At 57.8% G+C, this 21,041-nt stretch carries 20 protein-coding genes; 7 read left to right on the top strand and 13 right to left on the bottom strand.

Annotation, left to right across the window (positions count from 1 at the left end; translation table 11 throughout):
* Nucleotides 1–16: 16 nt before the first annotated feature.
* The 4 genes from JQR90_RS12625 to JQR90_RS12610 all read right to left on the bottom strand — a co-directional run bounded on the left by JQR90_RS12625 (nt 17) and on the right by JQR90_RS12610 (nt 4,323).
* Complete coding sequence (locus JQR90_RS12625) at nt 17–1,687, bottom strand: bifunctional protein-serine/threonine kinase/phosphatase (RefSeq protein ID WP_010794990.1); 1,671 nt, start codon at nt 1,685–1,687, stop codon at nt 17–19.
* 64 nt (nt 1,688–1,751) lie between these two features.
* A complete protein-coding gene (locus JQR90_RS12620; protein WP_010794989.1) occupies nt 1,752–2,963 on the bottom strand; it encodes a nitrate/nitrite transporter in 1,212 nt (403 codons plus the stop codon).
* Between the two features lie 376 nt (nt 2,964–3,339).
* Complete coding sequence (locus JQR90_RS12615) at nt 3,340–4,116, bottom strand: hypothetical protein (RefSeq protein ID WP_010794988.1); 777 nt, start codon at nt 4,114–4,116, stop codon at nt 3,340–3,342.
* The gene (locus JQR90_RS12610; RefSeq protein ID WP_010794987.1) at nt 4,117–4,323 is read right to left on the bottom strand and encodes a hypothetical protein; all 207 of its coding nucleotides are present in this window, start codon (nt 4,321–4,323) and stop codon (nt 4,117–4,119) included. It lies immediately after the preceding gene.
* A gap of 207 nt (nt 4,324–4,530) precedes the next feature.
* On the opposite strand from JQR90_RS12610, the gene JQR90_RS12605 reads away from it, so the two are divergent.
* On the top strand, nt 4,531–6,243 hold the full coding sequence (locus JQR90_RS12605) for a diguanylate cyclase (RefSeq protein ID WP_010794986.1): 1,713 nt from the start codon (nt 4,531–4,533) through the stop codon (nt 6,241–6,243).
* A gap of 6 nt (nt 6,244–6,249) precedes the next feature.
* Here the strand turns inward: JQR90_RS12605 and JQR90_RS12600 are convergent, their stop codons facing one another.
* From JQR90_RS12600 to JQR90_RS12590, 3 genes are all read right to left on the bottom strand, one after another.
* Entirely contained in the window at nt 6,250–6,825 is a 576-nt protein-coding gene (locus tag JQR90_RS12600; RefSeq protein ID WP_010794985.1) for an ANTAR domain-containing response regulator, read from the bottom strand.
* Between the two features lie 19 nt (nt 6,826–6,844).
* On the bottom strand, nt 6,845–8,050 hold the full coding sequence (locus JQR90_RS12595; RefSeq protein WP_010794984.1) for a CmpA/NrtA family ABC transporter substrate-binding protein: 1,206 nt from the start codon (nt 8,048–8,050) through the stop codon (nt 6,845–6,847).
* Nucleotides 8,051–8,213: 163 nt separating this feature from the next.
* Entirely contained in the window at nt 8,214–10,691 is a 2,478-nt protein-coding gene (locus JQR90_RS12590; RefSeq protein WP_434140036.1) for a penicillin acylase family protein, read from the bottom strand.
* Between the two features lie 283 nt (nt 10,692–10,974).
* On the opposite strand from JQR90_RS12590, the gene JQR90_RS12585 reads away from it, so the two are divergent.
* Nucleotides 10,975–12,588, top strand: a complete 1,614-nt coding sequence (locus JQR90_RS12585; protein WP_010794982.1) for an APC family permease — start codon at nt 10,975–10,977, stop codon at nt 12,586–12,588.
* A 48-nt stretch (nt 12,589–12,636) separates the two neighbouring features.
* Here the strand turns inward: JQR90_RS12585 and JQR90_RS12580 are convergent, their stop codons facing one another.
* From JQR90_RS12580 to JQR90_RS12570, 3 genes are all read right to left on the bottom strand, one after another.
* The gene (locus JQR90_RS12580) at nt 12,637–13,284 is read right to left on the bottom strand and encodes a glutathione binding-like protein (protein ID WP_010794981.1); all 648 of its coding nucleotides are present in this window, start codon (nt 13,282–13,284) and stop codon (nt 12,637–12,639) included.
* A 110-nt stretch (nt 13,285–13,394) separates the two neighbouring features.
* A complete protein-coding gene (locus JQR90_RS12575) occupies nt 13,395–13,592 on the bottom strand; it encodes an SEC-C metal-binding domain-containing protein (RefSeq protein WP_010794980.1) in 198 nt (65 codons plus the stop codon).
* A gap of 3 nt (nt 13,593–13,595) precedes the next feature.
* Nucleotides 13,596–14,090, bottom strand: coding sequence for an LEA type 2 family protein (locus tag JQR90_RS12570; protein ID WP_010794979.1), 495 nt, complete (start codon nt 14,088–14,090; stop codon nt 13,596–13,598).
* A gap of 257 nt (nt 14,091–14,347) precedes the next feature.
* Here JQR90_RS12570 and JQR90_RS12565 point away from each other — a divergent pair, with 257 nt between their 5' ends.
* Nucleotides 14,348–14,887 carry a hypothetical protein gene (locus JQR90_RS12565; RefSeq protein ID WP_010794978.1) on the top strand — a complete coding sequence of 180 codons (540 nt, stop codon included), beginning with the start codon at nt 14,348–14,350 and terminating at the stop codon, nt 14,885–14,887.
* A 9-nt stretch (nt 14,888–14,896) separates the two neighbouring features.
* Here the strand turns inward: JQR90_RS12565 and JQR90_RS12560 are convergent, their stop codons facing one another.
* Nucleotides 14,897–15,370, bottom strand: a complete 474-nt coding sequence (locus JQR90_RS12560) for a YchJ family protein (protein ID WP_037029600.1) — start codon at nt 15,368–15,370, stop codon at nt 14,897–14,899.
* Between the two features lie 2 nt (nt 15,371–15,372).
* On the bottom strand, nt 15,373–15,870 hold the full coding sequence (locus tag JQR90_RS12555; protein ID WP_010794976.1) for a DUF6231 family protein: 498 nt from the start codon (nt 15,868–15,870) through the stop codon (nt 15,373–15,375).
* 142 nt (nt 15,871–16,012) lie between these two features.
* On the opposite strand from JQR90_RS12555, the gene JQR90_RS12550 reads away from it, so the two are divergent.
* Both JQR90_RS12550 and JQR90_RS12545 read left to right on the top strand, forming a co-directional pair.
* On the top strand, nt 16,013–16,654 hold the full coding sequence (locus JQR90_RS12550) for an OmpA family protein (protein ID WP_010794975.1): 642 nt from the start codon (nt 16,013–16,015) through the stop codon (nt 16,652–16,654).
* A gap of 91 nt (nt 16,655–16,745) precedes the next feature.
* Nucleotides 16,746–17,015, top strand: coding sequence for a DUF1145 domain-containing protein (locus JQR90_RS12545; protein ID WP_010794974.1), 270 nt, complete (start codon nt 16,746–16,748; stop codon nt 17,013–17,015).
* A 1-nt stretch (nt 17,016) separates the two neighbouring features.
* Here the strand turns inward: JQR90_RS12545 and JQR90_RS12540 are convergent, their stop codons facing one another.
* Nucleotides 17,017–17,442: a CopD family protein gene (locus JQR90_RS12540; protein WP_434140035.1), complete on the bottom strand. Its 426-nt coding sequence runs from the start codon at nt 17,440–17,442 to the stop codon at nt 17,017–17,019.
* A 226-nt stretch (nt 17,443–17,668) separates the two neighbouring features.
* On the opposite strand from JQR90_RS12540, the gene dinG reads away from it, so the two are divergent.
* Entirely contained in the window at nt 17,669–19,816 is a 2,148-nt protein-coding gene (dinG, locus tag JQR90_RS12535) for an ATP-dependent DNA helicase DinG (RefSeq protein WP_286790135.1), read from the top strand.
* Between the two features lie 56 nt (nt 19,817–19,872).
* On the top strand, nt 19,873–21,030 hold the full coding sequence (locus JQR90_RS12530) for a serine hydrolase domain-containing protein (protein ID WP_010794971.1): 1,158 nt from the start codon (nt 19,873–19,875) through the stop codon (nt 21,028–21,030).
* Nucleotides 21,031–21,041: the final 11 nt, after the last annotated feature.

Below are 21,041 nucleotides of genomic sequence, written 5' to 3'. Positions count from 1 at the left end.
TGGCTCGTCAGATCGATCAATGGCGATACAACCAGAGCAGCACAGCGGCGAGGTTGATCAGTAACGAAACGCAGGCCACTGTACGCCAGAATTTCAGTGGCTCGCGCTCTAGCAATGCCTTGGGCGGTAATACAGGTTGCCGCTCGCCTTGCTCCAAAAGTAATAAGGCTTCCTCTGCCGTCTCGAAACGCTGGGCTGGATCGACCGCTACACCGCGCAGTAACCAGTCGTTCAGCCAGAGCGGTACGTCGTGCCGATAGCGCAGCACACGTTCCGGCTGTTGAAAACGCGGTCGCTGGAAGGCCTCTATTTCTCCGTAGGGATAATGGCCTGTCAGCAGGTAATAGAGCGTAACGCCTACTGCAAAGAGATCCTGCTGCGGCCCTGGTGCGGCACCTTCGAACGTTTCGGGCGCCAGATAGCTGGGCGTACCCGGCACTGCGCCCTCGCATTCATGGGAAAGGCCAGGGCAATAGGCAAGGCCAAAGTCCAGTAGCCTGAGTTCGCCATCATTGCCCCGGTGCAGATTCTCGGGTTTGATATCCCGGTGCAGAATATTGCGCCGATGCAGTTGACCCAGAGCGCGCAAGAGGCGGGTTGCGGTATCCAGCCATTCGCCAAGCGGAAATGGACCGGCCTGTTTGAATTGGATAGCCAGCGTGCGGCCCGGGTATTCACGCTGTACGTAATACAGGTGCTGACGTTGAGGCAGTGGATGCAGTTCGACAAAAGCCCTTCCGGCGACCCGGCGCAGAAACCACTCCTCCATCAGGAGCGCCTGCATGGCCTGGGTATCACCTTGCTGACCTGGGGCGAGAGTCTTGAGCAGCCAGGGCCGCCCGGCGCTGTCACGCACGCGATACAGCCAGGACTGCTGAGAGATCGCCAGGCGTTGTTCGACCTGCCAGCCCTCGAACATCTGGCCCTCTTTGAGTCGTGGTGGAACAGGCCAGCCCGCTACCTCGGCGAGGGCATCCGCCAAGGGTTTGTCAGGCAGGGCGTCAACACGTAACAGTAATGCACTGGCATTGTCCTGACTGCCCGCCAAATGGGCTGCGTGGATCAAGGCATGGGCCACTGACATGGGGTTGGCTTCATCCAGCAATATACGTCGTATAGCCGCATCACCCAGGCAGGCCCAGACCCCATCACTGACCAGCAGGAAGCAATCACCGATTTGCAGATCACCTTCATGAAAGTCCACGATCAGATGAGCTTCCAGCCCCAGAGCACGTGTCAGAACATGTTGCATGCCGGGCTGTTGCCAGACGTGGTCTTCTGTCAGACAGGAGAGTGTCTGGCCTCTAAGGTGATAGGCCCGACAATCGCCTACATGGGCAAGGGTGTAGCGGTGCCCTCTGAGCACAAGGGCCGTCAGCGTCGTCAGTAACGGCTGGCCTTGGGCCCCGGCTTGTAGCCAGCGGTTCTGTGCCAGGAGCAGACGATCCAGTGACTGTGCAATAGGCCAGGTTTCGGGCGTTGAGTAATAATCCATCGCCACCGCCTGTACGGTTGAGCGGGCAGCCAATCCGCCGTCGGCGCAGTGGCTTACTCCATCGGCCAGGGTAAACAGATGCCCCTTGCTGAGTGCCAGAGCGGGAGCCGGCGTGACGCTACGCAGGGCGTCCTGGTTTTCCGGTCGTGGACCGGTGGCCGTGGCTTCACCGATGCTCAAGGTAAGGGGCATGGATTCGGTCAGGAAGTAGAGAGGTTTAGAAGCGAAATGCCCGTCGTTTGACGGGCGCTTCGAGTTAAACGCGTGCAGCAGACACGGCCGCCGATCCCCAGGTGGTTCTCCAACGCCGCTTCACACTCAGCAGACCAAACCAGGCCAGTACGCCCAGGCAGGCGAATAGCCAGAGGCCCAGCTGATAATCACCGGTGGATTGCTTGATGGCACCAAGGCCCGCCGTCAGGACAAAGCCTCCGATACCGCCCGCCATACCGATCAAGCCAGTCATGACGCCGATCTCCTTGCGAAAGCGCTGCGGCACCAGCTGGAAAACCGAGCCATTGCCTGCGCCCAGGCTCAGCATGGCGACTACGAACAGCCCCAGGGCGGCCGTTGCACTGGGTAGATGGAAGCCTACTGCGGCAATACAAACAGCTGCCACGGTATACATGCCCAACAGGCAGCGGATACCGCCAATCCGATCAGCCAGCGCGCCACCCAGCGGCCGCATCAGGCTACCGCCAAAGACGCAGGCAGCGGTGTAATAGCCGGCAACGACGGGCTCCAGGCCATATTGGTCATGAAAGTAACCCGGCAGGGTACTGGCAAGCCCGAGAAAACCACCAAAGGTCACGCTATAGAAAAACATGAACCACCAGCTGTCCTGGTCACCCAGGGCCTTGGCATAGTCGGCTAGTTTCTTCGGCGCAGGCCGCTGCGGTGCATTGCGTGCAAACAATACGAAGAAGACGAGCGTAGCGACCAACGGAATCAACGCCCAGCCAAAGACGTTGGTCCAGCCGAACAGTTTTGCAAGACCAGGAGCGAACAGCGCCGCGAAGACCGTTCCCGAGTTGCCGGCACCTGCAATGCCCATGGCCTTGCCCTGATGCTGCGGCGGATACCATTGCGAGGCCAGCGGTAGGGCGACGGCAAAGGAAGCGCCGGCAAAACCCAGGAAGAGTCCTAGCAGCAGAGCCTGCTCGTAACTGTCGATACCCATCTGCCACGCCACGAATAGCGCCGCGATGACGGCGATCTGGCCAATAATGCCTGCGGTCTTGGGCGAGAGCGTGTCAGCCACAAAGCCGAGGATCAGACGCAGCACGGCGCCTGCCAGAATGGGCGTGGCGACCATCATGCTGCGTTGCTGAGTCGTCAGTTGCAGGTCGGCCGCGATCTGCACGGCCAGCGGGCCAAGCACGTACCAGACCATGAAACTCAGATCGAAATATAGAAACGCGGCGAACAGGGTCGGCGCATGGCCGGCTTTCCAGAAACTCGTGTTCATTCGTGCACCTCGTAATCAACGATGTACCCGCCACGCGGCAGGGCCTCAGTTCGAACATCACAAGGCGAACGCGCCTGACGTGCGTTGTGAAATGCCAGGCATTCAGCACAACCGCGGAGCGTCCACCCGCCCCGGGCATTGGGGCAGAAACGACAAAGGCGCCACGTTGCCCTCTGCCGGAGCAGGAGCAACGCGACGCCTTTGTCGTAGGTGGGTAACCGCCGTTGGCTACCGTTACGGATGGATTAGCAAACGCCACGCCAAGTCAGCAAAGCGCTCTAGCCTGCGGTTTTAACGTCAGACCATCCGCCCGTCTGAATCATTACAGCGCATCGTGGATAGACATGCCCGGATATGGGGCACAGGCATCGTCTTGTTAAGACGTTACATGGTCCGGCTTTTTACTGCGGACAAAGCGCTCGTAGGCATCAAAGTCGAACTTGGTCGCAGACAGGATCTGGCTCTGCTTCAGCGTGAGGTAAATATCCTTGTCCGCATCGGCATAGTGGGTCGTGAACGTTACCCAGAGTTTGTCCTTGTCCCGATAGCCACTCATGATCGGCTTGATGCAGACCTCCTGATCGGCACCTTCCGTTTCGCTGGGTTCGCCCAGAGTCGTGATCTTGCCTACATAGACCTTGCGCTCCTCCAGGGAGAGCATCAGGGTTTCACGGTTGATCGTGGCATTGAATAGCAGGTCATCCAACGGGCTGTCCTTGAGAATGCCGGCCATGAGAAACATCGCATAGTTCTCTTCCTTCAACCCATGCCGCCGCTTGATGTAAGCCTTGGCCAGAAATGCCCAGGGCCTTGGGATCATGAGTGCGGTCACGGTAAGGATAAGAATCCAGGAGAGCTGGGCGGCCTGGCTCGCATCCTCAATGGCATGGGTCCGCAGGATCAGGCTTGCCAGGCCGGAAAAGTAATCGAGCGAAAAGGTACGGCCTGCCACCGTCCAGTCATGCTGGGCCACGAGCAGAAACAGGATGAGGTTGAGGGTCAGCGAAAGAAGCGCGCAAAACAGACCCAGTCGGGCGCTCTGCAAATAGAGATACTGTCCCTCGTAGCGATGCAGGCGATAGTAGAAAAGCGGGTGCTTGTGACAGACGAGAAACCCGCTAACCAGGATAGGCAGAAGAAGGAGAAGAAACATTTAGCCGTTGATAAGGCGCTTGGCTCGGTCGAGATCCTGCTTGAACTCCGGCGAGTCGAACACTTCTTCAGGATCAATCCGGATGGTACCGCGGCCCACGACCCGAAGGGACTTGTACGAGTTGTTGATCGTTTGCGCCAATTTCCGCTCTTCTTCCGAAGGCGCTCTGAACAGACCGATCAAGTGTTTGAGCATGATGATGTCCATACGGGGTTTCCGGGCTTATAGCCTAGATAGGGGCCGCCTTCAAGAGAGATCGAACAAACCTGTCGCCTGCCGGAAAAAACAGGCAGACTTACCGGTATGACCGTTGTTCTGCCTTTTTGCTCGATTGCTTCCTGCAAACACTGCTTATGGATTGATCAGCAGCGGCTAGACTTCTAATCCGATAGATGCATCTCCTGGAAACAAGCAATGACCAAGACTGCTTCGCAGTTGCGTAGCCGATTCAGCCTAATCATCGCCATGCTGGTTCTCAATGTGATTGTGCCTCTTAGCAGCACCAGCTGGATTCGCAGCGGCCTGGATAACTACGAAGCAGCTGAAATGCGCCTCCAACAGCTGCAGCGCTTATTTTCAGCAATCAAGGATGGTGAAACCGGCCAGCGTGGGTTCATCATTACAGGCCGTGAAGATTATCTGACGCCTCTGTTTCAAGGATATGCCGAGGTCGACCATCTTGTGATTCCCTTGCGGCAAGCAATGGATGCGAAGCAGTACCCTGAGTTTGCTGCCCTTCAGGATATGATCGGTCAGCAGCGAGCTTATTGGAATGGCACTATTCAGCTGCGCCGTGAGCGGGGGCTGTCCGAGGCAGTAGCACGGGTCAGCACGGGGGAGGGAAAACGGCTCATGGATACCATTCGACAGGAAGTCGCCACGATTGAAAATCGTATGTCGCAAGAGAGCATATTGCTATCTCAGCAGGTGGAATGGCGTCGTCAGATCATCCGTATTGCGCTCCTGCTTATTGCCATGCTCGATCTGGTCCTCGTTGCGATTCTTTATAAGTTCACGTTCCGCGTACTAAATGAGACCAAGACAAGCGAAAAACGCCTGCTTGAACTCTCAGAGCAATTAAGCGACGGCATGCAACAGCTCGAACTGCGCAACCGTGAAACGGAGCTCATGAGCCGTATGGCCAGCGCTTTGCATTCAACTACGGACTTTGCCGAGTGCTACGACATCATCACCCGGTTCGCCAGCCAGCTGTTCGGATCCGCCCCAGGGTGTATTCATCTGTATCACCCCTCGCGGGATGTCCTGGAACTCGCAGGAGCCTGGAATGGCTGGGTTGAGCAGAAGACCATGTTCGAGCCTCACCAGTGTTGGTCGGTGCGTCGTGGGCAGACCCATGATGTCCAGGACGTAACCAAGGATCTGGTCTGTCCCCATCTGGTCAATGTCGTCCAGGCGCAAGGCGGCTACGTCTGTGTGCCACTGATGGCGCAGGGTGAGCCTATCGGTGTGTTGACGCTGTGCGAGCATCCCACCTCAGGACTCAAGCTGGCCGAAGCCTTTGCCGAGCAGGTATCCCTGGGCGTGGCGAACCTGGCCCTGCGTGACAGCCTGCGTCATCAGTCCATCGTGGATGCGCTGACCGGACTGCACAACCGCCGTTTCCTCGATGAGACTCTGAGCCGCGAACTGCTGCGTGCCAGTCGCAACCAGACGACAACGGCTGTCGTGCTGTTCGACGTGGATCACTTCAAACGGTTTAACGATACTCACGGCCATGAGGCTGGCGATGCGGTCTTAAGGCATTTGGCCGTGGAGGTTAAACGCCTGGTCAGGGCCAGTGATCTGGCCTGCCGCTTCGGTGGAGAGGAGTTTGCCCTGGTATTGCCCGAGTGCACCCAGGCAGGCGCCCTGGCGCGTTGCGAGGCGCTACGTGAGGCGGTCAGTCACATGCAACTGGTCTATGGCGGTGCACCTCTGGGCCCGGTCACCATTTCGCTGGGTATTGCCATGTATCCACAGAGCGGCCAGAAAGCCGAGGAACTGCTGCAGGCCGCTGACAAGGCGCTCTACGAAGCCAAGCGGCAGGGCCGCAACCGGGTCTGCTTGAGTCAGACGGTCACTGCGCTGCCAACCTCGCCAGCGCACGCCGTGCAACAACGTCAATGAGGGGCTTTACATGCCGAGCAGCTCGTTCATGGAAATGATCTGCTCGGCGACCTGAACGAGCTTCTGCTGTTTGCTCATGGCCTGGCGGCGCATCAGGGTGTAGGCCTGCTCCTCGTTGCAGTCCCGCATTTTCATCAACATGCCTTTCGCCAGCTCGATTCGCTTGCGCTCGGCTAGTTGCTGTTCCCGTGCCTGCAGCTGGGCGCGCAGAGCCTGATCGGTTTCGAAGCGTGCCATGGCCACGTCGAGGATCGGTTGCAATCGTTGGGCATGAATGCCTTCCACAATATAGGCGCTGACGCCTGACTGAATGGCCTGGCGCATGACATCCGGATCGTGCTCGTCGGTAAACATGACGATTGGCCGAGGGCGGTCTCGCGTCACCAGGCATACCTGATCCATAACGTCACGGCTGGGCGACTGGGTGTCGAACAGGATGACATCGGGGCGGATCGCTTCGATGCGGGCGGGCAGGTCTATGGTCAGGCCGGACTCTTCGATTACGTCAAAGCCGGCTTCCAGCAGGGCGGCCTTCAGGCGGCCTACCTTCTTCGGGGTGTCGTCGATAAGCAGAATGCGCATGGTGCTTGTCGCCTCGAAGTCAAGTCAGTGGATTAAGCATGGCGTCAGCCAGGGCATGCAGGGTAAAGCTGCGGGCGTAGCCTGCCGGATCCTGTCCATCCCATACCCGGCCGTCAATGAGCGTAGCGCTGCGCAGGGGCTGACCAGGAACCTCCACGCCTACACGCGCTGCCGCCTCGCCGTAAAGCGAGAGCTGCTGTACCTGACGGGCCACTCCCACGTAATCAGGATCATTACGTAAAAGACCCCAGCGGCGGAATTGAGTCATGAACCACATGCCATCTGATAGATAGGGCATATTGACTGCGCCCTTATGAAAGAAGCGCAGGGGGTGCTCATCCTGCCAGCGCTGCCCCAGTCCATCTGTATACTGACCCAGCATGCGCGGCTCGATGGCGCTTACCGGTGCGTTGATATAAGCGGCGCCGCTGATGAGTTGTGCAGTGCTGCGGCGGTTCTCGAGGCTTTCCTCGATGAACCGACTGGCATCGAGCAGGGCACAGATCAAGGCACGGGCCGTGTTGGGGTTCTGCTCGGCAAACGCACGGGTACAGGCCAACACCTTTTCTGGATGATCCGGCCAGATGGATTGCGTTGTAGCCAGGGTCACGCCCAGGCCTTGCTCAATGGCCGAGGCGCCCCAGGGCTCGCCTACACAATACCCATCGATTCGGCCGGCGCGTAAATGCTCCACCATCATCGGTGGAGGCACCACAGCGGTGCTCACATCTTCCAGCGGATGGATGCCTTTGGCGGCCAGCCAGTAGTACAGCCAGAGCGCATGAGTCCCGGTGGGTAGGGTATGCGCCAGCACAAGCGGAGCCTGCGAAGACTGCTGAATACGGTGTGCCAGTGCTTCAGCTGTAGTGACACCTTCGGTCGCGAGCGAGGCTGAGAGGTTGATGCTTTGCCCATTCTGGGCCAAGCCCATCAGGACAGCCATGTCGGTAGGTGACGAGCTGCCCAGCCCCAATTGCAGGCCATAGATCATGCTGTACAGGCTGTGCGCCGCATCCAGCTCGCCATTGAGTAGACGATCCCTCAGGGCTGACCAGGACGGCTGACGATGTAGGTGCAGGGTCAATCCGTAGGGTTGAGCAAATCCTTGAGTGGCTGCCACGATCAGCGAGGCAGAATCGGTCAGGGGCATGAAGCCCAGATTTACAATGCTCCGTTCTGGTGCATCCGAGCCTGATACCCAGGCGAGGGCGTTAATCGTCGTCATGGCAAGCCTTGGCAAAACATAAACAAAAAAGCGCCGTTAAGGCCGATAACAAGGGTTATCGGCGCAGAACGACGCCATTGTCGAATATACGGTCAGCAAATGCCGCCGTTGGCACTTGCTTCTGAAGAGACATAAAGCAAGTGATATGCCAGGGCCGGCTCGCTTATTGGGCAGGCGTTAGCGTCAGACGACGCGTGCCATAAACACGATCCAGATTGTGCGGCTGGAAGGGGAAGCTGGAGTACTGACCTTTCAGCCAGGGTTCGATGCCCTTGCCGTAGTAAGGGCTGGCCGGATTATCCGACTGCCCCTTGCCATCAATGGCCATGAATGGTTCCGGCTGACCAAAATCCACGACCATGCGCAAGCTGTTGGCACTGTGTGCCCCAAAGCCGTTGCCCCAGCCATAGGCCGAGCGATCCAGTGTCGAGAAGTCTCCGCCTGCTGGATATGCCCGGCGAGCGGGATAGCGTGTACTGGTACCTGGCCGGGCGGCCGCCTGTTCGGTTTCGCCCTGCCAGTCATACGTGTGCAGACGCCCCCATTGCCAGCTGTTTCGGTCATTACCCATGACCTGCTCGCATTCGGCAATGGCTGAGGCAAGCGCCTGGGCAAGAATGGCCGGCTTGTCGTGTCCGGCTGTCGTCTGGGTATCATTCCAGAAAGGACTATCGTCCCGGGTCAGAAGATGATCGATTTGAGCTGAGTAAGAGAGCGGGGCGATCCGGTTGAGGGCCTGCATCGCCGGGCTGTTGCTTCCTCCCAGTTCATCGGCAAAAGTCAGTCGAGCGGTAGCCTGCAGAAATGCTTCATAGACGGCCGCATCGGCTGACGTGGCCAATAGGCGCCCATCGAACGTGCCGATTCGGCGCAAGGCCTCGCTGGCATGTGCGCGTTGCTCAGCCGGTAGGGCCTCGATGGCCGATTTGAGGGGCTGAGCCATGCCCGGTGCGCTCAGCATGGCCTGGACCTTGGCGACCAACGGTGAGGTCTGGTCTGCCTGCATGGCCATCAGGTTGCGAGCTTCCAGCCGTGTCTGCGAGCCTGCAAGCCGAGCGATACGTTCGGCCCGCTCGGGAGCCTGCCACGAGCTCGACAGCTGCATGCCATACCCCAGCGGCACCGTACGGTTGCCAGCATTGCCAAGCCACCCTTGGGAAGGGTCCTGGTCATAGGGATGCAACATCGGGTCGGCAAAACCATCCCATTCATAACGATCGGTCCACCCGGGTGAGGGCAGCAGCCCGCGTCCTTCTCGGCGGTTGGGGTACAGGCCGGTCACCTGCCACGCAACATGTTCGGCGTCGGCAAAGACTATATTCAGCGCAAGCGCTCGGATGTCTCGGGTTATCTCGAACGCGCGGTCAACATCCTTAGCCCGGCTCAGGTCGAATACTGCATCCATGGATTTGTCCGTATCGAGCGTAGCCCTGCGCAAGGCCAGACCATAACCGCTTTGCTGGCCGACTTGATGATTGATCAGCGGGCCATGCCGGGTTTCGAAGACAGTCTCTCGTACCGGCCGCTGGCCTTTGATGAAAAAAGTCTCGGAACGGGCCGCTGCAGGTGTCCATTGTCCATTGACCTCGTAGTTCAAGCCGCTGCCCTGGGTGCGTACACGTTCAAGATATAGATCCTGAGTGTCGCCCATGGCTGGAGAAAACGACCAGGCCAGCTTGCCGTTGTAGCCGGAAAGAATGAACGGCGTTCCCGCCAGGGACAATCCTGCCGCCTGATAACGGGGCGCATGAACCTGTACGTAGCTCCAGGCTGATGACAGGGCTAGCGATTGGCTGAGGTCACCTGCCAACAGGCTCTTGCCGCTGCGACTGCGCTGCGGAGCAATGGCCCAGCTGCTTCCGGCGGGAACCGTCAATCCGTTTACCTGGGCGAGGCGTGTTGAGGCTGTGTTCAACGCCTCCAGCCCTGGGATTTGTCCCGCCAAGGACAAACCCTTGAGTTTGGCAGCTTCGTCGACGGGAATCGGCTCATCGGGATAGCTGGGCAGCAACCAGGCCAAGGTATCGGCGCTGACCTTTTGTGCCAACGCCAGACTGGCCAGTTCCTCGTTCAGATTGACGGACAGACTGAAATCGAGCAGAGCAAAGAGCAGGGCGGAGTCCTCAGGCTTCCAATATTCAGGCTGATAACCGGTGGCGGCCAGATCTGCTGGAAGCTTGTTCCGGTAACGGAACAGGTAGGCGTTAACGCCGCGAGCGTAGACCTCTAGGAATTTCTTCAGGCGTGGCGATGCATTCTTGTAGGCAGTTTCTGCCGTTTTCCTAAGATTGACCGCACGCATAAGGCGATCGGTGTCCAATGCGTCCGGCCCTGCCATTTCTGCCAGCCGTCCTTGCGCCAGCAGGCGCAAGGTAATCATTTGGCTCAGTCGATCCGATGCGTGGACATAACCCAACGTGAACAGCGCATCGTGAAAGGTCGATGTTTCGATCAGGGGCACGCCCAGTTCGCTTCGCCGAATCGACGCGTTTTCTGCAAGTCCCTTGATAGGCTGAACGCCCGAGCTGGGTGGAAGGCTATCCGTGTCACGTTGATCAAACGTTGTCTGGCAGCCCGCAAGCCCCAGTACTGAAACAAGACCAAGACGACCTAGATGGCGCCGGTAAGCAGGAAAATCCATGAACGGATAGTCTCCAGAGGAGCAGGGTTTCAAAAGCGCGCTACGTTAGTGAGGCGTTGTTATCCAGGCAAGCACTGTCCAGTCCATTCCGCCAGCGGGTGTGATTTTTCTGACCAGTGAAGCGGATCACACTTGTTTAAAAACGACATTTAATCCTTATCACGACAGAAACATTCTGACATGATTTGTCGCTTCGCCAATTGGACGGGCGACTTTTGGCCCGTTGTTGCTCTGTTCATCGGCCTTGAGTCCGTCTTTTAAGGCGCTGACCAAGGAGTACACGATGTCGAATGAGCGCGCGATCCGTCGCGATTTAGGGCCTCTGGCTTTAATGTTTACTGGGCTGGGGTCGATCATCGGATCCGGCTGGTTGTTTGGTGCCTGGCATGCTGCCCAGCTGGCAGGCCCCGGGGCTATCTATGCGTGGTTATTAGGTGCAGTGATCATTCTTTTCATCGCGCTGACCTATGCCGAGCTGGGTGCCATGTTTCCAGAGTCGGGCGGCATGGTGCGCTATGGGCACTACTCGCACGGCTCTCTGGTAGGGTTCATTGGCGGATGGGCCAATTGGATCGCGATTGTATCGGTCATCCCGGTCGAGGCAGAGGCTTCTGTTCAGTATATGGCGTCCTGGCCCTGGCAATGGGCGCAGGACCTTTACAGTGTCAGCAGCGGTCATGGCGAGTTGAGTACAACCGGTCTGATACTGGCCGCGCTCCTGGTAGTCGTCTACTTCCTGCTCAACTTTTGGGGCGTCAAGCTCTATGCCCGCAGTAACAGCGCAATCACAATATTCAAGTTAGTGGTACCGGCACTGACCGCCATAGCGCTCATGCTGTCAGGTTTTCACAGTGAGAATTTTACCGTTGGCATCACCGGCGAAGACCACTCCATCAGTATTTCGGCCGTTCTGACAGCAGTAGCCATCAGCGGCATTGTGTTCAGTTTCAATGGTTTCCAAAGTCCGGTAAATCTTGCAGGCGAGGCGCATAATCCCGGCCGTAGCGTACCCTTTGGGGTAATCGGTTCGATCATTATCGCCACGGTGATCTACCTTCTCCTCCAGGTTGCCTTTCTAGGCGCCGTTCCTCCTGAGCATCTGCACGAGGGATGGGCAGGTCTTGAATACAGCTCACCTTTTGCCCAACTGGCGCTGGCCTTGAACCTGAACTGGCTGGCCTTTCTGCTCTATGCGGACGCCTTTGTCAGCCCGAGCGGAACAGGCGCTACCTATACCGCCACCACTGCGCGGATGATCTATGGTATCCAGCGCAACGGCAGCCTGCCGGCCATGTTCGGGCATGTACATCCCAAGTTCGGGATTCCCCGCCCGGCCATGTGGCTGAACCTTGCGGTGTCCTTCATCTTCCTGTTTTTTTTCCGGGGCTGGGGCACACTGGCGGCAGTTATTTCTGTTGCCACGATCATTTCCTACCTGACCGGGCCGGTAAGTGTCATGGCATTGCGGCGGACGGCGCCTGAGCTCTATCGCCCCTTGCGAATCCGAGGGCTGTCTGTTTTAGCCGCACTGGCGTTTATTTTCGCCACTGAGCTTCTCTACTGGGCCAAGTGGCCTCGGACAGGTGAAATCATGCTGCTGATCGTGGCGGCGTTGCCCATATACATCTACTACCAGGCCAAGCAGGGGTGGAAGGGTTTCAGCCGTCATTTCCGCGGCTCGCTGTGGCTGCTGTGTTTCCTGCCGGTGTTGGCAGCGGTCTCCTGGGCGGGAAGCGACCGTTTCGGTGGCCAGGGTTATCTGCCGTACGGATGGGATCTGGCGGTGGTCGCGGTGATTGGTCTGGTATTTTTCCTGTGGGGTGTGTCGGCTGGGTGGCGTACGCCAGCGGTTGAAAAGGCCCGCTTCCACGATGATGACGGTCAGCCGCTGACGTGATCATGACAGGCGTCGGACGCTATAAGCTGCCGACGCCTGCTCCGGTAGTCAGCTCGCCGTTGGCGGGTTTACCTTGTTGACGAGGTCATAGGCGCGGACAGTAGCGGTTCGCATGCTGATCGTCTCAAACCACCGCTTGATATTGGGATAGTCTTCCAGCTTTTGCTGTTGCCATTCGTAGGGCACAATCCACGGATAAATGGCCATGTCGGCAATGGTGTATTCCCCACCTGCCACAAAGTCCCGATCTTCCAGTCGCTTGTTCAGTACGCTGTAAAGGCGCGCGGTCTCGCTCACGTAGCGATCAATCGCATAAGGAATCTTCTCTTTGGCGAAACGCCCGAAATGGTGGTTCTGACCGGCCATAGGGCCCAGACCGCCCATTTGCCAGAATAGCCACTGCATGACCTCCTGACGTCCGCGGATATTCAGCGGGATGAATTTGCCGGTTTTTTCTGCCAGATAGAGCAGGATGGCGCCAGACTCGAACAGCGTCACGGGGCTGCCATTATCTGCCGGGTTCTGATCGACAATGGCAGGAATCTTGTTGTTGGGCGAAATCTTCAGAAAGTCTGGCGCAAACTGTTCATCCTTCATGATGTTGATGGGATGAATGCGGTAGGGCAGTTCGGCTTCCTCAAGAAACAGCGTTACTTTGTGGCCGTTGGGGGTAGTCCAGTAATAAAGATCGATCATCAAGGCTCTCCGGGGCAAAGGGTACTGCCAAAGGAGTGACCGGGCTGGACGCTTACAGTTCGAAAGGAACGATGAACGAGAACGGCCCACATTAGTGGGCCGTCATTTATTCATGAAGCGCCGTGGCACTTCTTGTACTTTTTCTCGCTTCCGCACGGGCAGGGATCGTTGCGACCGATCTCTTTGAGTGGGTTGCGAACAGGGGTAGCTGGACCATGATTGCAATGCGGCCCATGAACATGGTGATGATGGCCGTGATCGTGGTCATGATTGCAGTCAGGGCCGTGGACGTGGGGTTGCTGGTTCATTGATTACTCCGGTAAAAAATTGTTCGGGACGATCTCGCCGCTGCGCGATATATAGACGCTGCGGCCAAACATCAAGCCGGTCTTCACTTCGCCAACGAGACGATAATGAACGGGCTTGTCGGTCCGTTTGATCAGTTTGACGATGTCTTTGACGTACCGCCACATATTGGTCTGCACGGGGAGGGTAAACTCCGTGCTGCCAGAGGCTGGGATCGTGAAGTTACGCCCCGTTTCGCCTTCGGCAAGGGGAACATCTTCCAGGTAGATCGCATACGTCATGCCACGAATGGGCAGATCGATATCGTTGGGGTTGTCCACCTTGAAGTGCAACAGGAATTCCTGTCCCCATAATTTGGCTTTGAGCAGGTCTACCTGGGTCAGCTGTATTTCAGGGTCTTCATAATCCCTGGAGAACCACGTACAGCCACTGATTCCAAACAGGATCAGGATGCCTAGCGAGAGACCTAGGACTCTCCTGTTGAATGCCCGAAAAAACATGTGACGACTCCATAACGAAGGGCAGCGGTTACAGCGCGTCGGCGCATTGAAAAATAGCTCGGTCCGATTGTTGCACAGGCGTGCCTGGCATAAGCTGGACCTTACCCAAACGCGAGCCATGCTCATTTTATTCTGAAGTCGGCAAGTGCCTGGGCCATTATGTTGTACTTATACAGGTTGAAAAACGGGCTAGCCGCTCCTCAGGCGGTAAGCAATCTACAGAACTTATAGCCCTCAAGCTAGACAGGATGATGAACATGAGCCTTTTCGAGATCGCCTTTTCCGGTGAGGTAGTGACAGGTGCTGACGAAGCGCAAGTACGTGCCAACCTGGCTCGGTTGTTCCAGACGGACGAGAAGCGTATCGCTCAGCTGTTTTCCGGGCGCCGCGTCATTATCAAGAATAGACTGGATGCAGCCGCTGCTGAAAAATATCGGGCTGCGCTGACCCATGCCGGTGCTAGGGTTGAAGTCGTGTCAATGGCGATTGCCGAAGAGATCGACCTTGCACCAGCTCCAGTCAATGCTGAAAAGGCGGAGTCGGGCGCATCGTCTGTACCGCGTCGTGTATCCGTCGCGCCGCGCGATGAGGTCATGGCAGCGTTCGTCAATGTGGATGCTCCGGACTTTGGCTTGGCACCGGTTGGAGCGGATCTGCAGGACCAGAAGGCCGAGGTCGCTCCGCCCCAGGTTGATCTGGGCAAGTTCACACTGGCACCGGTAGGAAGCGACATGGGCGAGGAAAGGCCACAGGCAGCCGTCCAGGTGCCCGATACGTCTCATCTTAAACTGGTGTAGCGGCTCTACTCATGGCAGGAAAGGGCCGCAACATTTCTTGAATTTGGTCGTGCTGCCACATGGGCAGGGGTCGTTGCGGCCTGCCGCCATGGCCACGGTCGGATCCAGGAAATACCAGCGCCCCTGCTGTTGAACAAACGCCGAGCGCTCACGGTGGGCATGGTCACCCTGCGCATCGTGCCAGCGGGCCACAAAGATGACCCAGGCGTGCTCAGGCACGCCTCCCAGAGGCTCATGGCTTTCAACCTCAAGCCCAAGCCAGGTGCTCTGGGCACTCCAGGCGCTTATGGCTGCCCTGTCCAGTCCTGCCTGTTGTGCAGGCAAGGTCGTCTCGATCAGGTAGTCGATCAACCCCAGCACATAGGCGCTGTAACGCGAGCGCATCAGCGCCTCCGCTGTAGGGGCTGAGGCACCTGAATGATAGCGGCCGCAGCAGTTGTCGAGTAGCTCGTCGCTGCCGCATGGGCAAGGAGCAGATGCCATCGTTACCACCAATATTTTCCAAAGAGTTCAGGATGGGCCCAGAAGCGGGCGTTTAGCCAGTCCGGTACCTGCTTGTAATCATGCAAATCATACGTGAACAACGTCAGGGTTTGCTGATCACGCTGAAAGCGCTCGCTCTGTTGCATGGCCAGGGCATAGAAGTCCCTGGGCTGCCATTGGCTGGCGGCCAGATCGACCAGGACAGCCAGCCGACTGGCGTTGAGGTTGCGGATTCCGCCCAGTAGTTGCTGACCTTCACGTACGGACAGGTGTTCCAGACAGTCAGCCAGGATAGCCAGGTCATAGCGTTGGTGGGATACCGGTTCCTGTAATGATCCGGCAGGGGACTGCGTCAACTCGCAGTCAGGGTGAGCTGCCTTGAAAGCCTGCACGGCAGGTATCTCGCTGGCACTGACCATCAGCAGGCGAGTAGGGGTGTAGTGATCCAATAGCGCGGCCAAGGCCTGTTGCGGAGTACGTGACGATAATGTCGCGGTCATGTGGAACCTCGGCGGTTGTTGTGGAGACTAATCAAGCGGCACTGTCAAGATCAGGCCTGTACCGCCAGTCTGACGGAGCGGAGAAATCGATGTCCAATTCCTTTTTCGAGGTCGCTTTTCTAGTCCTTAATAGGAGACAACAATGACGATTATAAGGACCGCTTTACCCCTCATTCTGGTGGGCAGTGTTTTAACAGGTTGCGCTGGTGTAAAGAAAACGGACTGGCCTGCGTGTGCCGCCATTGGTGGTGCCACGGGTGCGGCCGTCGGCGCCATTGAAAGCAGTAGCTATGCTGGGTGGGGCGGGCTGGTTGCCGGCGCCACGGCGGGGGCTTACTGCTATGTTCATGGGCAGGGTGAAGAGCAGGTAGCTGCTGTCGAACCGGTAACGCCTGCGCCGGCTCCCACGCCTGCACCCGAGCCGCTTCCTCGCCAAGAGACCATTGTTGTACGTGATCTGCACTTTGCCTTCGATTCGGCCGAAATCAGTCCGGCGGACCGTGCGCAGCTCGATACCGTAGCCTCCCGGTTAAGAAACGAAGCGTCCACGACACGGCTGACAATTAACGGACATACTGACAGCAAGGGTACTGAAAAGTACAACCAGCGCCTGTCTGAGCGTCGTGCAGCAGCCGTGCGTAATTACCTGGTTCAGTCGGGCGTTCCGGCGGCCAGTATCGTCTCTGTCCAAGGCCTTGGGGAAAGCCAGCCCGTGGCTACCAACGAAACGGCAGAAGGTCGTGCTACCAACCGGCGCGTAGAGATCTTAGTCGAGCGTCAGTAACCTGTCTTGAGGCCTATTCCAGGTGCCTGCCAGAGGCTTGCACCTGGAGCAAACTCAGGTATGGTCATCGTCTGAAACAAAGGAGGCGGTGATGAGGCTGTTGAGTATTGTGGGCAAAGTGGCGTTTCTGGTGTTTTGGTTGGCAGTCCTAGCCAATCTTCTTGAACCTTTCGCTTATCCCTTTCAGCTATTGATCAATGGCGCTGCAGTGGCATTGTTGATTTTGCATGTCATCGAAGTGCTTGCTGTGGGTGCACGCGTCAGAAACCGACCGAGCCCATGGTTGGATCGGCTTCAGGTGCTGCTGTTTGGCGTCTTCCACTGGTATCGCCTGCCGATTACGGTAGCTGCAGCAAATTGATTCAGCTAAAGGTATTAAGACGGGCCGCCGCGACAATCAGCACAATGACGCCAAGCAAAAGGTTAAAGCCTGCCAGTGTACGGATTCGCTTCAGCGTCTGGGCGGCCGTCGGCCAATCCTGATCTGATACGCTCCGTTTGAGCTGAGGCAGCTGAACGGCCTGGATCTTGAGAAGCAGCGCCACCATGGCCAGATATAATCCCATCATGATCTGGATATAGCGGGGCGCGGTTTCGAAGCCATTGAAATTAAGGTGAAGAATCCCAATTCCTGTAGCCGGTAGTACAATAACGACTCCCCACACCCAGCGAAAGAATCGTGGAAATAGCGTATTCCAGAAGCGGGCGCGTGACGGGGTATCCAGTATTGCAGTAACTACCGGATGCAGAATGACCCAGGCGAAAAAGAGGCCGCCTACCCAAAGCACGGCAGCAAGAACATGGATGGTATAGAGCTAGGTAGAGGGTGTCATTCAAACATTCCTGATAAATCGGTGCCGAAATCGGATGATACGTTCGGCACCGGCGTGAAGGCGCGTTATCATAGCGCTTCTGTTCAAGTACTGATAATTTATACAGTCCTGTGTGTCTGATAGGGCCGCCTACCCGCGGTGCCTGTTGGAAGCGTATGACGCTTCCCTGTCGAGGAACCCCATGCTTAGTGCCGAACTCAAGTCCCAGATTCAGGGGGCTTATACCCGCTTTCTCGAAGCCAAGTCGCTCAAGCCGCGCTATGGTCAGCGGCTGATGATTGCCGAGACGGCTAAAGGGCTCGGTGCGATCAAGCAGGATGACGAAGGGCGTCGCGTTGGCGATCCTGCCGTCGTGGCTGTGGAAGCCGGAACCGGTACCGGCAAGACCGTTGCCTATAGTCTCGCCGCCATTCCTGCGGCCAAGGCGGCCGGCAAGCGTCTGGTCATTGCGACGGCAACAGTGGCTCTGCAGGAGCAGATCGTCAACAAGGACCTTCCAGATATCCTGCGTAACAGTGGTCTGTCGTTCAATTTTGCCCTGGCAAAGGGGCGAGGGCGCTACCTGTGCCTGTCGCGCCTGGATCTCATGCTGCAGGAAAGCGAAGCCCAGAATACGACCGCTCAGCTGTTTGCGGATGATGGCTTTACGATCGACGTCGATGAGGCTGGTCAGAAGCTGTTTACGAAGATGATCGAGCGCTTGGCCAGTAATCGCTGGGACGGTGACCGTGACAGCTGGCCAGAAGCCATTAATGACCAACACTGGTCACGAATAACCACTGACCATACGCAGTGCACCAATCGGCACTGCCCGAATTTTCAGCAGTGCGCCTTTTTCCGTGCCCGTGAAGGCATGACCAAGGTAGACGTGATCGTTACCAACCATGATCTTGTACTGGCTGACCTTGCGCTCGGTGGCGGGGCTATTCTGCCCGACCCGCGCGATACCATTTATGTGTTTGACGAAGGCCATCACCTGCCGGACAAGGCGATCAATCACTTCGCTCACTTTACCCGCCTGCGCTCCACGGCCGAGTGGCTGGAGCAAATCGCCAAGAATCTGACCAAGCTGCTGGCTCAACATCCCTTGCCGGGCGAGCTGGGACGGCTGGTTGAGCAAGTACCCGAACTGGCCAGACAGATTCGTACCCAGCAGCAGTTCATGTTTACAGCCTGTGAGCAGCTGGCCGAGTTTCGCGCCGGCGAAGACATGGAGGGGCGTGATCGGCCTCGCCATCGGTTCGTTGGTGGCCTCGTCCCAGCGGATTTAAGGGAAATGGGAGCTGAGCTCAAAAAGGGCTTTGCCCAGCTGTCCGACCTGTTCACTCGTCTTACGGACCTCTTGAAAGAAGCCATGGACGGGGAGAAAAGCATTGGCATTGCAAGCTATCAGGCTGAGGAATGGTATCCGTTGTTTGGCAGCCTGCTGGCTCGGTCCCAGGGTAATTGGGAGCTGTGGACGGCCTTTACGCTGGAAGATCCGACCGACTCACCACCCATGGCGCGCTGGCTGACATTGGTAGAGTCCGGTGCATTCCATGATATCGAGGTCAATGCCAGTCCCATCCTGGCTGCGGAAACGCTACGGCGTACGCTATGGAACGTGGCTTATGGCGCGCTGGTAACTTCCGCCACCTTGACGGCGCTGGGGACATTCGATCGTTTTCGGATGCGGGCAGGCCTGCCTCAAAGCGCCAACACGGCAATTGTGCCCAGTCCCTTCAAATATGCCGAGGCAGGGTTATTGCGCGTACCTAATCTGCAGGCGGATCCGAGAGACTCTGCGGCCCATACGGCGGCTATCGTGCGAGAGCTGCCCGATATGCTGGAAGGGGCCAAGGGGGCATTGGTGCTGTTTTCTTCCCGGCGACAGATGCAGGATGTCTTCGATGGGCTGGAGCGTGACTGGCGCCGCCGTGTACTGATCCAGGGTAACCTGTCCAAGCAGGAGACGCTCAATAAGCACCGCTCCCGTGTGGATGATGGCGAGCCCAGCGTATTGTTCGGTCTGGCCAGCTTTGCCGAAGGGGTCGACCTGCCCGGGGCCTATTGTGAGCACGTCGTAATTGCCAAGATTCCCTTTGCGGTGCCGGATGATCCTGTCGAGGCTGCTTTGGCCGAATGGATCGAGGCACGGGGTGGCAATCCGTTCATGGAAATCGCTGTGCCCGATGCCTCGCTGCGCCTGATCCAGGCTTGTGGACGTCTCCTACGCACCGAGTCGGACAGCGGCACGATCAGCCTGCTGGATCGTCGTGTCGTTACGCAGCGTTATGGCAAGGCCATCCTGAGCACCTTACCGCCGTTCCGGCTGGAAGTGCAGCAGTAGAGGTCTCTTCTCGTCAGTGTGAGAGACTTGAATATGACCACGATGAGGAGACAGCTGTGCAGATCCAAGGTTATTTCGATCTGGCCTTTGAAACCGTCAGGGACCGCTTCAGTGCTCTGTTCGACGAGCCGGGGCGAGGCGTGCATACCCGCGGTGCAGCCCTGTGCGTTCAGGTGGACGGCGAAACCGTTCTGGATCTCTGGGCAGGCACGGCGGACAAGGATGCGCAGAGCGCCTGGCAGACGGACACGATACTGAATCTGTTTTCCTGCACCAAAGCCTTTACTGCCGTGGCTGCCATGCAGTTGGTTCAAGAGGGCAGGCTTGAACTGGATAAACCAGTACAACATTACTGGCCAGAGTTTGCAGCTGCAGGCAAGGGCGCCATTACGGTGCGCCAGTTACTGTGCCATCAGGCAGGACTGGCTGCCTTGCGTGCTCCATTGCCTGCCAGTGCGCTGTATGACTGGGACACCATGACGGCTGCCCTTGCCGCCGAAACGCCTTGGTGGACGCCAGGCGAGAGCCACGGCTATTCACCGATGACCTATGGCTGGCTGATGGGAGAACTGATTCGCCGCATTGATGGCCGCTCACCAGGAGAAGCTATTGTTGCCCGAACGGCCAAGCCGCTTGGGCTGGATTTTCATATCGGTCTGCCCGAGAGCGAAGAGCATCGGGTTGCGCATATTGCTCGAGGCAAGGGCGACATGGGGGATGCTGCCGCCCAGCGTCTCTTGAAGACCACCATGACCGACCCCCAAGCCTTGAGTACCCGTGCTTTTGCCAACCCGCCGGGCATTCTGACCAGCACCAATAAACCGGAGTGGCGCCGTTTCGAGCAGCCTGCCGCCAACGGTCATGGCAATGCGCGCTCACTGGCAGGGTTTTATGCGGGGCTGCTCGACGGTCGATTGCTGGACCAGACGGTCTTGCAGCACATGCTCACGGAACATAGTCGGGGTGACGACAGGACGCTAATGACCTCGACACGCTTCGGCCTGGGATTCATGCTGGACCAGCCTGACCACGCCAACGCAACCTATGGCCTGGGCGTGCAGGCCTTTGGTCATCCAGGGGCGGGTGGGTCTATCGGGTTCGCCGACCCTGAGCGCAGGGTAGCATTTGGTTTCGCCACCAACACATTGGGACCTTATATTCTCATGGACCCGCGAGCTCAGCAGCTGGCAGAAGCCGTTGGGCAATGCCTCTGACATCAGGATAG

It is taken from the genome of Pseudomonas sp. JZ114 (assembly GCF_051027705.1).
In the GTDB taxonomy this organism is placed as follows: Bacteria; Pseudomonadota; Gammaproteobacteria; order Pseudomonadales; family Pseudomonadaceae; genus Chryseomonas; species Chryseomonas luteola.
Note: the sequence above shows the minus strand (reverse complement) of the source record. Positions and strands in the feature narration are given on the sequence as shown.